Source organism: Alloyangia mangrovi, from assembly GCF_002300555.2.
Taxonomy (GTDB): Bacteria; Pseudomonadota; Alphaproteobacteria; order Rhodobacterales; family Rhodobacteraceae; genus Salipiger; species Salipiger mangrovi.
Genome location: NZ_NTHN02000011.1, coordinates 20,807 through 33,545, shown reverse-complemented (window position 1 = coordinate 33,545; position 12,739 = coordinate 20,807). Strand labels below are relative to the sequence as shown.

Below are 12,739 nucleotides of genomic sequence, written 5' to 3'. Positions count from 1 at the left end.
CGGAACTGAGGCCTGACCAACGGGGGACACATGCGCCAAGGACTCGATCTCGAACTCGTCGGTCTGACCAAGCGTTACGGCGACACGGTGGCCGTCGACGCGATCGACCACCATTTCGGTTCGGGCGTCTATGCCTGCCTGCTTGGTCCCTCGGGCTGCGGCAAGTCCTCGACGCTGCGGATGATCGCCGGGCACGAGACGGTGAGCGCGGGCTCCATAGTGCTGGGCGGCTCGGACATCTCCTACCTGCCGCCCGCCAAGCGCGGCACCGCGATGATGTTCCAGAGCTACGCACTTTTCCCGCACCTTTCGGTGGCGGACAACGTTGCCTTTTCCCTGAAGATGAAGGGCGTCGACGCTGCCACCCGCCGCAGCTCGGCGATGGAGATGCTCGAGCTCGTCGACATGACCCGATACGCCGAGCGCCTGCCGTCGCAGCTTTCAGGCGGGCAGCAGCAGCGCGTGGCGCTCGCCCGGGCGCTGATCACCGAGCCGCAGATCCTGCTGCTCGACGAGCCGCTCTCGGCGCTCGACCCGTTCCTGCGCATCCGCATGCGCGCCGAGCTGAAGCGCCTGCAGCGCGAGCTCGGGATCACCTTCGTGCACGTCACCCACGGCCAGGACGAGGCGTTGGCGCTGGCCGACGAGATCGTCGTGATGAACAACGCGGTGATCGAGCAGGCCGGCAGCGCGCGCGACGTGTTCAACGCGCCAAAGACCGAGTTCGTCGCCCGCTTCATGGGTGGGCACAACGTGCTGGCGCTGCCGCAGGGCCGTTTTGCCATCCGCAACGATCTGACGCGCATCGCCCCAGAGGCCGGCGCTGCGCTGGGCGGGCGAGTCACCTCGGTGGAGTTCCAAGGCACGCATGTGGCCGTGACCGTGCTCGCCGCGGGCGATCAGGACGTGACCGCCTGGGTGCCCGAGGAGCAGTTCTTCTCCGATCCGAAATCCCCCGGCGACGGGGTCGGCCTGGTCTGGGATGACCAGGCGCTGCATCCGCTTTCGGCCTGAACCGGGCCGGAAGGGTCAAGGGCCGAAAAGGTCCGGTCAAGACAAGTCCAACACAGGGAGTTAGGACATGACGACGAAGAAACTCAGCCGCCGGGGCCTGCTCAAGGGCGCCGCCGCCGCAGGGGCCGCAAGCGCCTTCCCGGCACCGATGATCTGGGCCCAGAACATCAAGGACGTCACCCTGCGCCAGTTCGGCACCGGCGTGTCGAACCTCAACGAGGTGGGGCAGAAGGTGAAGGAAGACCTCGGCTTCACGCTCGAGATGACCGCGCTCGATTCCGACGCCGTCACCCAGCGCGCCGCCACCCAGCCGGGCAGCTTCGACATCGCCGACATCGAGTACTGGATCTGCAAGAAGGTCTGGCCGACTGGCAACCTGCAGGCCATGGATGTCAGCAAGATCAAGAACTACGACAAGATCGTCGGCATTTTCAAGGACGGCAAGCTGACGCCCGAGTCGACCATCGCCCAAGGCACCGCGCCGCACACCGTGGGCTTTACCGACGGTCCCGATGGCACCACCTTTGCGTCCGAACAGACCAACTGGATGACCCTCATCCCGACGATCTACAACGCCGACACGCTGGGCATCCGCCCCGACCTCATCGGCCGTCCGATCGAGACCTGGGCCGAGCTTCTGAACCCCGAGTTCAAAGGCAAGGCCTCGATCCTCGACATCTCCTCGATCGGCATCATGGACGCCGCCATGGTCTGCGAGTCGATGGGCGAGATTGCCTATGGCGACAAGGGCAACATGACCCGCGAAGAGATCGACAAGACCATGGCGATCTTCACCGAGGCCAAGAAGGCCGGCCAGTTCCGCGCCTTCTGGAAGACCTTCGACGAGAGCGTCAACCTGATGGCGTCTGGCGAGGTGGTGATCCAGTCCATGTGGTCGCCCGCCATCACCGCGGTCAAGTCGCGCGGCATCGACTGCGTCTACCAGCCGCTGAAAGAGGGCTACCGCTCCTGGGGCGGTGGCATCGGCCTGTCGAAGAACCTCTCGGGGCTCGAGCTGGATGCGGCCTACGAATACATCAACTGGTACCTCGACGGCTGGGTCGGCGGCTTCCTGATGCGCCAGGGCTACTACTCGGCGGTCCCGGAAACCTCGAAGAACTACATGTCCGAGAACGAATGGGGCTACTGGTTCGAGGGCAAGGAAGCCACCGACACCATCACCAACCCGTTCGGCGACGCCATGGCCAAGGCCGGCGAGACCCGCGACGGCGGCTCCTTCGAGGAGCGCATGGGCTCCGTCGCCTGCTGGAACGCCGTCATGGACGAGAACCAGTACATGGTCCGCAAGTGGAACGAGTTCATCTCGGCCTGATCCGCAGGGCTCGCGCCTGATCAAGATCGCCGCGTTCCGGGGAGTCCCGGGGCGCGGCCCTCCTGCAGGCCGCGCCTGCACCGAACGACCATCTCCCGGAGGCCCCATGCGCGCTGGCGAAACGAACCGACACCTGACCGGCTGGCTCCTGGCATCGCCCCTGACGCTCGTCCTGATCCTCTTTCTCGTGCTGCCCATCGTGATGATCGTCGTCGTCAGCTTCTGGCAGGCGACGGAGTTCTCGATCGTCCCGGCTTTCAGCTGGGAGAACTACGATTTCCTCTTCGGGTCGCCGGTGACCTACCGGGTGTTCGGCAACACCATCAAATACGCGCTGATCGTCTGGGCCTTCACCCTGGGGATCGGCTTCACCGTGGCCTATTTCCTAGCCTTCCACGTGCGCACCCAGACCTGGCAGATCGCGCTGTTCCTCCTGTGCACCATTCCGTTCTGGACCTCGAACATCATCCGGATGATCTCGTGGATCCCCTTTCTCGGGCGCAACGGGCTGGCCAACTCGGCGCTGATCTCGGCAGGCATCACCGACGAGCCGCTGGACTGGCTGCTCTATTCCGATTTTTCGGTGATCCTCGCCTTCGTCCACCTCTACACGCTGTTCATGGTGGTGCCGATCTTCAACACCATGATGCGCATAGACAAATCGCTGATCGAGGCGGCCTATGACGGCGGCGCCAGCGGGTTCCAGACCCTGACCAACGTCATCATCCCGCTGTGCAAGCCGGGCATCATGATCGGCACGATCTTCGTTGTCACATTGGTGATGGGCGACTTCGTTACGGTGCGCTTCATGTCAGGCTCGCAATCGGCCAACGTCGGCCGCCTCATCCAGAACGACATCGCGCTGCTGCAATATCCCTCGGCCTCGGCCACGGCCGTGGTGCTGCTGATCACCGTTTTGATGGTCATCGGCATCCTGCTGCGCTTCGTCGACATCCGCAAGGAGCTCTGACCCATGGAAACCCGCCCCCGCTCCTTCTACGTGCTCGGCGCCTTCTTCGTTCTGTTCCTGCTGTTCCTCTACGGGCCGACCTTCACCATCGCGATCCTCAGCTTCCAGGGCCCGCAGGGGGGCCTCACCTTCCCGATGCGCGGCGTCTCGCTGCACTGGTTCTTCGACCTCTTCCAAGAGCAGGCGGTGGGCGACATCTGGGGCAGCTTCCGCCGCAGCTTCGCGCTCGGGCTGATGGTGATGATCACCACGGTGGTCGTCTCGGTGATGGGCGGTCTGGCGTTCCGTAAGCGCTTTGCCGGCAACGTGGTGCTGTTCTACCTTGTGATCACCGCGCTGGTGATCCCCTCGATCCTCGTCTCGCTCGGGGTCGGGCTGATCTTCAGCCAGGCCGGGCTGCCGATCCACTGGGCAAGCTCGGGCTTCGGCTCGCAGCTCACCTGGACGCTGCCCTTCGGCCTGCTGATCATGTTCGCCGTGTTCAACCGTTTCGACAAATCCTTCGAGGAGGCCGCCCGCGACCAGGGCGCGACCAACTGGCAGGCGTTGCGTCACGTGGTGCTGCCGATCATCGCGCCCTCGCTGATCGGGGTCGCGCTCTTCGGCTTCACGCTGAGCTATGACGAGTTCGCCCGCACGCTGCTGACCGCCGGCAGCTACAACACGCTGCCGCTGGAGATCTACGGCATGACCACCAATGTCACCACGCCGGTGATCTTCGCGCTCGGCACGCTGACCACCGCCTTCTCGCTGGTCATCATCGGGGTCTTCCTGCTGACCGTCTGGTCGATGAACAAGCGGCGGGCGAAGCAGGGGTCGGATGCCGGCAAGGGCATGGTCTGATGGCCTATGTGATCATCAACCCAAACAGCACCGTTGCGATGACCGAGGCCATGCTGGAGGTCGCCCGTGCCTCGGTGCCGGGGCTGACGATCGAGGGCTGGACCAATGCCGGAGGTCCGCCCGCGATCCAGGGCCATGCCGACGGGCTGAAAGCCGCGCCGCCGCTGCTGGGGCTGATCGACAAGGCGAATGTCGAGGGCTTCGAGGGCATCATCATCGCCTGTTTCGACGACACCGCGCTGGCGGAGGCACGGGCCCGCTCGAAGGTGCCGGTGATCGGCATCGGTCAGGCCGCCTATCACGCCGCTGCGCTGCGCGGCTGGAGCTTCTCGGTGGTCACCACGCTGCCGGTCTCGGTGCCCATCCTCGAGGAGAACATCCTCGGCTATGGCTTCGAGCACCTGCTGGGCAAGGTGCGGGCCTCCGACGTGCCCGTGCTTGCCCTCGAAGAGGACCCCGAGGCGGCGACCGAGGCGGTGGCCGCCGAAACCGCCCGCGCCATGGCCGGAGACGGGGTGGATTGCGTGATCCTCGGCTGCGCCGGGATGGCGAAGCTGACGGCGCACCTGCGGGCGCGGTTCGAGAAACCGGTCATCGACGGCGTGGAAAGCGCGGCGCGGCTGATCTCGGTGCTCTAATCCGCCGAGCTATCGTCTCGTGTATGGCTCAGGCAAGCGCCTTGCCTGTCGCTACCTCGGACACCCCGGCCCTCGCCATCTTCGGCCAACTGGCGATGATCGCCGCGCAGCCGGTCACCCCGTGCCGCGCCAGCAGCTCCGGCAGCTCGACAAGGCGCCCGGTGATGATCCGCTCGCCGGGTTTCGAGACCTCCACCGCGATGGTCAGCGGCGCATCCTCGGGCATCCCGGTCTCCAGCAGCGAGCGGGTGATCCGCTCCGACTGGCTCACCGCCATGTAAAGCGCCAGCGCGACGCCGGGACGGGCGTGACGGGCGCAGTCGGGCATGGGGTCACCGGCGCGGGCGTGGCCGGTCGCCAGCACCAGCGCATCGGTTTCGCCGCGTGTGGTCAACGGGATGCCGGCGCGGGCGGCGGCGGCCATGGCGGCGGTCACCCCGGGGACGATCTCGGTCTTGATGCCATGAATCCGCGCGGCCTCGAGTTCCTCGGCGGCGCGTCCGAAGACGCCGGGATCGCCGGACTTGAGGCGCACGACATTGCGCCCCTGCAGCGCGGCAGCGACGATGACCGCATTGATCTGCTCCTGCGGCCAGGCGTGGGCGCCGACCTCCTTGCCGACGAAGACCAGCTCGGCCCGCGGCCCGGCCAGCGCAAGCACCTCGGGATCGACCAGCCGGTCGTAGAAGATCACGTCGGCCGCCCGCAGCCGCGAGACCGCGCGCAGGGTCAGCAGATCCGCCGCCCCCGGCCCGGCCCCGACGAGGGCGATCGTTCCCTTGGCCGGCATTTGGTGGGGGGCTGCGATGGGAAAGCTGGGAAGAACGCTCATCTTGGAAACCTCATTCTGCGGCTTCGGGGGTCGGTGTCTTGGCGCGGGCCAGCAGGGCCGCGAGCTCGGGGCGGCAGGAGCCGCAGTTGCTGCCCGCCTGCAGCGCGGCACCGATGGCGTCGACACTCATGAGGCCTTGCGTCTCGATGCCGTCCAGGATGGTGTTCACCCCGACGTTGAAGCAGGCGCAGACCACCGGGCCCGGATCGGGCTGATCGGCTGGGGCGCGGCCGGTGAGCACATGGGGAGCCTCTGCGCCGGGCAGGGTGGCGACATGGCTGCGCATGACCCCCACCGGCTCGGGCGAGACGAAGAGCGCGGCGAGCAGCCGGCCCTCGGCGTGAAAGGCGATGCGGACCGAGCCGCGGCGCGGATCGCTGACCACCTGCACCTCGGCGCGCGGCAGGCGGAAGAGGCGGCGCGCCTCGGTCTCCCAGTCGGCGGGGGCCTCGCTGCCGGCCATCTCCAGCCGCCAGCCGCTTTCGGCGCGGGCAACCGCCCAGTAGTCGCTCTCGGGGGCCATCTCAGTGCAGGAGACGGCAAAGCCGTACCACCTGGCCGCGAAGGGCGCGAGCGCGACCACCGCGCCCTTGCTCTCGGGCTGTCCCGAGATCGGGTCGGTGACCGGGGGTACGAGGGCATCCACCCGCGCCGCGGGCGCGGTCTCGCCGGTCCAGTGCATGGGGGCAAAGACCTCGCCCTTCTGGACCTTGTCGGTGACCAACGCCCGAAGAAGCGCCGTTCCGTGAGTGGAGGTGACACGCACGAGGCTCGCGGGCGAAATGGCCAGCTCTGCGGCGTCCTCGGGATGGATCTCGAGGAAGGGTTCGGCGAGGTGGGCCGAGAGACGCGGTGAGCGCGCCGTGCGGGTCATCGTGTGCCACTGGTCGCGGATGCGCCCGGTGTTGAAGCGGAAGGGGAAGCGCGGCGCGGTCTTCTGGGCGAAGTCCTTCCACTTTACCGGCACCATGCGGGCGCGGCCGCTCTCGGTGTAGAAGGCGCCGTCGCCGAAGAAGCGCCCGCCCCTGCGTGTCCCGGCGTAGGGCCAGCGGAAGGGCGCTAGTGCTGCGTAGTCGCCATCGGTGAGATCCGCGTGGCCGGAGATGTCGAAATCCTTGCCGAAGCCACCCGCGACGCCCGAGAGCGCGGCGTGCTCGCGGAAGATCTCGGCGGGGGAGGCATAATCGAATTCCGAGGGCCAACCCATGCGCTTTCCCACTTCCGAGAGGATTTCCCAGTCGGGCCGTGCCTCTCCAGGCGCAGGCAGGGCGCCGCGCTGGCGCGAGATGGTACGGTCGGAATTGGTGACGGTACCTTCTTTCTCACCCCATGAGGTGGCGGGCAGCAGAACATGCGCGAGCCGGGCGGTGTCGGTGGCGGCAGTGATGTCGCTGACCACGACGAAGGGGCAGTCCTTGATCGCGTCGCGCACCCGGTCGGCATCGGGCATGGTCACGGCTGGATTGGTATGGATCACCCAGAGCGCCTTGATCCGCGCCTCACCCACCGCCTGGAAGAGGTCCACGGCCTTGAGCCCCGGCTTGTCGGCGATCACTGGCGCGCTCCAAAACTCGCGCACGGCCGAGCGGTGGGAAATATTCTCGATATCGAGATGGCAGGCGAGCATGTTGGCAAGCCCGCCGACCTCGCGCCCGCCCATCGCGTTGGGCTGGCCGGTGACCGACAGCGGCCCCATGCCCGGCTTGCCGATACGGCCCGTGGCAAGGTGGCAGTTGAGGATCGAATTGACCTTGTCGGTGCCAGAGGAGGATTGGTTCACGCCCTGCGAGAACACCGTGACCACCTTCTCGGTGCGCACGAAGAGGTCGTAGAACTGCTGCAGCGTGGCGGCGTCGAGCCCGGTGCGGGCGGGATCGTCGTCGGAGGCCGACTCCAGCGTGGCGACGAAGCCCTCGACATGGGCCATGAAGCCCTCGTCGACGGCCCCCTGCGCGGCGATCTCGGTAAGCAGCCCGTTGAACAGCGCCACGTCGGTGCCCGGCTTCAGCGGCAGGTGCAGATCGGCGTTGTCGCAGGTGGCGGTGCGGCGCGGGTCGACCACGACGACCTTCATCTGCGGGCGGGCTTTCTTGGCGGCGACGACACGCTGGTAGAGCACCGGGTGGCACCAGGCGAGATTGCTGCCGACCAGCACCACCAGATCGGCTTCTTCGAGGTCATCGTAGGTGCCGGGCACGGTGTCGGTGCCGAAGGCGCGCTTGTGACCCGCCACGGTCGAGGCCATGCAGAGTCGCGAGTTGGTGTCGATATTGGCCGAGCCGATGAAGCCTTTCATCAGCTTGTTGGCGACGTAGTAATCCTCGGTCAGCATCTGGCCCGAGACGTAGAAGGCGACGCTGTCCGGCCCGTGTTCGGCGATGGTCTCGCGGAAGCGCAGGGCGACGAGGTCGAGCGCGGCGTCCCACTCGCTGTCGAGCCCGTTGACACGGGGCTTCAGCAACCGGCCCTCGAGCCCCAGCGTCTCGCCGAGCTGCGAGCCCTTGGAGCAGAGCCGCCCCTTGTTGGCCGGATGCGCGGGGTCGCCGCGCACGTCGAGCCCGCCCGCCCCGTCGGGGCGCAGCAGCACGCCGCAGCCAACCCCGCAATAGGCGCAGGTCGAGCGGATTTCGGGCAGGCCCGAGCCGTCCATCACGCGGCGCTCCGCTTCCCGACGGCATGGCCGTCGAGCAGGATGCGCTCGCCGTCGAGCCGTACCGGGTAGGTGGCGATGCGGCCCTCGTCGGCGCCCTGCGCCTCGCCGGTGTTCAGATCGAACACCCAGTTGTGCAGCGGGCAGGTGACCTTCTGGCCGTGGATGATGCCCTCCGACAGCGGCCCGGCCTTGTGCGGGCAGGCGTTGGAGGCGGCGAAGACCTCGGCCTCGGCGGTGCGGAAGATCGCCACGCAGCCCACGGGAGTTTTCACCAGCCGCGCCCCGCGCAGGGGGATGTCGTCGATATGTCCGATGTCGATCCAGCTCATTCCGCAGCCTCCAGCGTAAGATCGGCGAGCGGGTGGAAGCGGCGTGCCACCTCCGGCTTGGCCCGCTCGGCCCAAGGGTCCTTTTGGTAAACGGACTGGGAGATATCGAAGCGCTCGACCAGCGCCTGCCGTTCGGCGGCGTCGGCGAGGGTCTCCTTCACCCAGTCGAGCCCGACCTTGGCGACCCATTTGTAGGGCCGGTCGAGGTACTTGGCGTTCTCGCGGTAGAGCTGCACGAAGGCGACGGTCCATTCCATCGCCTCGTCCTCGGTGCGCACGTCGACCAGACGCTCGGTCTCCTTCACGTCCATGCCCGCGGCGCCGGCGACGCCGATCTGGAAGCCGGAGTCGACGCAGACGATGCCGACGTCCTTGCAGGTGGCCTCGGCGCAGTTGCGCGGGCAACCCGAGACGCCGAGCTTGACCTTATGCGGTGTCCACGAACCCCAGAGCCGCCGCTCGAGCGCGATGCCGAGCCCGGTGCTGTCCTGCGTGCCGAAGCGGCACCATTCGGAACCGACGCAGGTTTTCACCGTGCGCAGACCCTTGGTGTAGGCGTGGCCCGAGACCATGCCGGCCTGGTTGAGGTCGTGCCAGATGGCGGGCAGGTCTTCCTTCTTCACGCCCAGCAGGTCGATGCGCTGACCACCGGTGACCTTGACCGTGGCGCCGTATTTCTCGGCCGCCTGGGCGATGGCCATCAGTTCCTGCGGCGTGGTCATGCCGCCCCACATGCGGGGCATCACCGAATAGGTGCCGTCCTTCTGGATGTTGGCGTGGTTGCGCTCGTTGACGAAGCGGCTCTGCGGGTCGTCGACATAGTCGAGCGGCCAGTCGGCGAGCAGGTAGAAATTCACCGCCGGGCGGCAGGTGTGGCAGCCGTTGCGGGTGGTCCAGCCCAGTTCTTGCCAGACCGCCTCCTGCGATTTCAGCGCCTGCGACTTGATCAGGCGGCGCACGTCTTCGTGGCTGAGGTCGGTGCAGCCACAGACCGGCTGCGCGGTTGGCAGCACGAAAGCGTCACCCAGCGTCGCGCCGAGGATCTGCTCGACCAGCCCGGTGCAGGTGCCGCAGGAGGCGCTGGCTTTGGTCTTCGCCCGCACGGCGCCGAGGTCCCCGGCACCGGCATTGATTGCGTCTTCGATCTGTCCCTTGCAGACGCCGTTACAGCCGCAGATCTCCGCATCACGCGGTAAGGCTGCAACGGCCGCCATAGGGTCCGCAGCGGCCCCCCCCCTGGTAGGCCGGTCCGAAGATCAGGGTCTCGCGCATCTCCTCGACGTCGGTGGCATCCTTTATGAGGCCGTGGAACCACGCGCCGTCGGCGGTATCGCCATACATGACCGCGCCGATCAGGCGATTACCCTCGAGGATCAGGCGCTTGTAGACGCCGCGCGCCGGGTCGCGGAACACGATGTCCTCGCGGCCCTCGCCCTCGGCGAAGTCGCCCGCCGAGAAGAGATCGCAGCCGGTGACCTTGAGCTTGGTGGCGACCTCCTTCTGCACGAAGCGGGCCTCCTCGCCGAGCAGGGTCTTGGCCAGCACCTTGGCCTGATCGTAGAGCGGCGCGACGAGGCCGAAGATCGCCCCGGCGTGCTCGACGCATTCGCCAAGCGCCAGGACATCGGGGTTCGATGTGACCATGTGATCGTCGACGACGATACCGCGGTTCACCTCGAGACCCGCCTCCTTGCCAAGCGCGGTGCTCGGGCGGATGCCCACCGCCATGACCAGCAGGTCGCAGGGCAGTTCGGTGCCGTCGTCGAGTTGCAGCGCGCGGACGTGGCCGTTGCCGTCGGAAAGGATCTGCTTGGAGTTGGCCTTGCAGTGGACGCGGATGCCCTTTTCGGTCAGCGAGCGGCGCAGCAGGTAGCCCGCCGCCTCGTCGAGCTGGCGCTCCATCAGGTGTCCCATGATGTGCACCACGTCGACCTCGGTGCCGCGCGCGGCCATGCCGGCGGCGGCTTCGAGCCCCAGCAGGCCGCCGCCGATGACCACCGCGCGCTTGTCAGCGCCGAGGGCCATCATCGCCTCGGTGTCCTCGAGATCGCGGTAGGGGATGACGCCCTCCAGATCGTGTCCCGGAAGCGGGATGATGAAGGGGTTAGACCCGGTGGCGATGACCAGCTTGTCGTAGGGCAGAGTGCCCTTCTCGCCGGTGACCAGCTTCGCCGCGGTGTCGATCGCCACGACCTTCTCGCCAAAGCGGCAGGTCACGCCGCGCTCTTCGTACCAAGCGGCGTCATGGGTGACGATGTCCTCGTAGGTCTTCTCGCCCGACAGCACCGGCGAGAGCATCAGGCGGTTGTAGTTGCCGCGCGGCTCGGCGTTGAAGAGGGTGATGTCATAGGCATCGGGGTTTGCGTCGATCAGGTGTTCCAGCATGCGGCCAGAGGCCATGCCGGCACCGATCACGATGAGTTTCTTCGCCATTGGGGTCACTCCGCTGCAATCGCCGCGGGGGCGGTTTTGGGTTTGGGCTTGGCGCCGTGCTCATATTCTTCGAGGAAATCGAGCACCTCCTGGCGGTAGGCGTAGTAGTCGGGGTGCTCGAGCAGCGCCTTGCGGGTGCGCGGGCGGGGCAGGTTCACATCGGTGATCTTGCCGATGGTGGCCTGCGGGCCGTTGGTCATCATCACCACGCGGTCGGCCAGCAGGATCGCCTCGTCGACGTCATGGGTGACGCAGATCGCGGTGACCTTGGTGCGGGACCAGACTTCCATCAGCACCTCCTGAAGCTCCCAGCGGGTCAGGCTGTCGAGCATGCCGAACGGCTCGTCGAGCAGCAGCAGCTTGGGCGAGAGGGCGAAGGCGCGGGCGATGCCGACGCGCTGCTTCATGCCGTTGGACATATCGGCGGCGCCGCGGTCCATGGCATCGGCCAGACCGACCCGCTCGAGGTAATATTCCACCACGTCCTGACGTTCCGCCTGCGACGCCTTGGGATAGACCTTGTCGACGCCGATGGCGCAGTTCTCGCGGGCGGTGAGCCAGGGGAAGAGGTTCGGCGACTGGAACACCACGGCGCGCTCGGGATCGGCCCCCTCCACGTGACGGCCATCGAGCTTGATCGCGCCCTTGGAGATGCCGTTGAGCCCCGCCGCCATGGTCAGCACCGTGGACTTGCCGCAGCCCGAGTGGCCGATCAGCGAGATGAACTCGCCGCGGTTGATCTTGAGGTTGAAGTCCTCGACCACCGTGAGCGGCCCCTTCGGCGTGGGGTAGATCTTGTGGAGCTGCGAGAAGTCGAGGAAGCGCTCGTCGATCAGCCCTTCCTGCGCCTGCTGCACGGCGGCGGGCACGGCGTGGATCGGGGTGACGTTGGGCAGGATGCGCGAGCCTTCGACCTTGCCCTTGATGCCGACGTCCATGAGGTAGCCGGTGACCTCGGCGCGCAGTTTCTTGAAGCCCTCGTGGAGGTTCATCTCGCTGCGTTCGCGCGGGCGGGGGATGCTGACGGGGAACTCGGCGCCCAGCGTGCCATCGGGGTTCAGTGCGATGATCCGGTCGGCGAGGGTGATCGCCTCGTCGACGTCATTGGTGATCAGCACGCAGGTCTTCTTGTCCTGCTCCCAGATCGCCTCGATCTCGTCGGCGAGGTTGGCGCGGGTCAGCGCGTCGAGCGCCGAGAGCGGCTCGTCGAGTAGCAGCATCTGCGGCGACATGGCGAGGGCCCGGGCGACGTTGACCCGCTGGCGCATGCCGCCGGAGAGCTCGGCGGGGCGGCGGTGGGTGGCGTGGCTCAGGCCGACCATCTTGATGTAATGGGCGGTCTTCTTCGCCTTCTCGGTCTTGGTCATCTCGGGGAAGACCGCGTCGAGCGCGAGGCGCACGTTGCCCTCGACCGTCAGCCACGGCATCAGCGAGTAGTTCTGGAAGATCACGCCGCGCTCGGGGCCGGGGCCCTCGATGTCGAACCCCTTGAAGGTGACCCGGCCTTTCGATGGCTTCTCGAGCCCGGCCATCAGGTTGATCAGCGTGGTCTTGCCGGTGCCGGAGAAGCCGAGGATCACGAGGAACTCGCCTTCTTCGACGCTGAGGTTGATGTCCTTCAGCACGTGGGTCGCATGGGTGCCCTCGCCGAAGCTTTTCGAGACGTTCTGGAACTCCAGGATGCTCATTGCTTT

The 12,739-nt window shown here is 67.0% G+C and carries 9 protein-coding genes and 1 pseudogene; 5 read left to right on the top strand and 5 right to left on the bottom strand.

Annotated features, from left to right (window positions below):
• Window positions 1–30 precede the first annotated feature (30 nt).
• From CLG85_RS08185 to CLG85_RS08165, 5 genes are all read left to right on the top strand, one after another.
• Window positions 31–1,014, top strand: a complete 984-nt coding sequence (locus CLG85_RS08185) for an ABC transporter ATP-binding protein (protein ID WP_260348693.1) — start codon at window positions 31–33, stop codon at window positions 1,012–1,014.
• Window positions 1,015–1,081: 67 nt separating this feature from the next.
• Window positions 1,082–2,347: an ABC transporter substrate-binding protein gene (locus tag CLG85_RS08180; RefSeq protein ID WP_095883772.1), complete on the top strand. Its 1,266-nt coding sequence runs from the start codon at window positions 1,082–1,084 to the stop codon at window positions 2,345–2,347.
• Window positions 2,348–2,453: 106 nt separating this feature from the next.
• Window positions 2,454–3,317 carry an ABC transporter permease gene (locus tag CLG85_RS08175; protein ID WP_095883771.1) on the top strand — a complete coding sequence of 288 codons (864 nt, stop codon included), beginning with the start codon at window positions 2,454–2,456 and terminating at the stop codon, window positions 3,315–3,317.
• Window positions 3,318–3,320: 3 nt separating this feature from the next.
• Window positions 3,321–4,160: an ABC transporter permease gene (locus CLG85_RS08170; protein ID WP_095883770.1), complete on the top strand. Its 840-nt coding sequence runs from the start codon at window positions 3,321–3,323 to the stop codon at window positions 4,158–4,160.
• Complete coding sequence (locus CLG85_RS08165; RefSeq protein WP_095883769.1) at window positions 4,160–4,798, top strand: aspartate/glutamate racemase family protein; 639 nt, start codon at window positions 4,160–4,162, stop codon at window positions 4,796–4,798. The genes CLG85_RS08170 and CLG85_RS08165 overlap by 1 nt, the downstream gene beginning before the upstream one ends.
• A gap of 28 nt (window positions 4,799–4,826) precedes the next feature.
• On the opposite strand, the gene cobA is transcribed toward CLG85_RS08165, so the two are convergent.
• The 5 genes and pseudogenes from cobA to CLG85_RS08140 form a co-directional block, all read right to left on the bottom strand.
• Window positions 4,827–5,630 (bottom strand): uroporphyrinogen-III C-methyltransferase, encoded by an 804-nt coding sequence (gene cobA, locus CLG85_RS08160; RefSeq protein WP_260348692.1) that lies wholly within the window; start codon window positions 5,628–5,630, stop codon window positions 4,827–4,829.
• Between the two features lie 10 nt (window positions 5,631–5,640).
• A complete protein-coding gene (locus CLG85_RS08155) occupies window positions 5,641–8,280 on the bottom strand; it encodes a nitrate reductase (protein WP_260348710.1) in 2,640 nt (879 codons plus the stop codon).
• Window positions 8,280–8,612: a nitrite reductase small subunit NirD gene (gene nirD, locus CLG85_RS08150; RefSeq protein ID WP_095881499.1), complete on the bottom strand. Its 333-nt coding sequence runs from the start codon at window positions 8,610–8,612 to the stop codon at window positions 8,280–8,282. Before nirD ends, CLG85_RS08155 begins: the two co-directional genes overlap by 1 nt.
• A pseudogene (nirB, locus tag CLG85_RS08145) lies at window positions 8,609–11,045 on the bottom strand (nitrite reductase large subunit NirB). Before nirB ends, nirD begins: the two are co-directional and overlap by 4 nt.
• 5 nt (window positions 11,046–11,050) lie before the next feature.
• Complete coding sequence (locus tag CLG85_RS08140; RefSeq protein WP_095881497.1) at window positions 11,051–12,733, bottom strand: ABC transporter ATP-binding protein; 1,683 nt, start codon at window positions 12,731–12,733, stop codon at window positions 11,051–11,053.
• Between the last annotated feature and the right edge of the window lie 6 nt (window positions 12,734–12,739).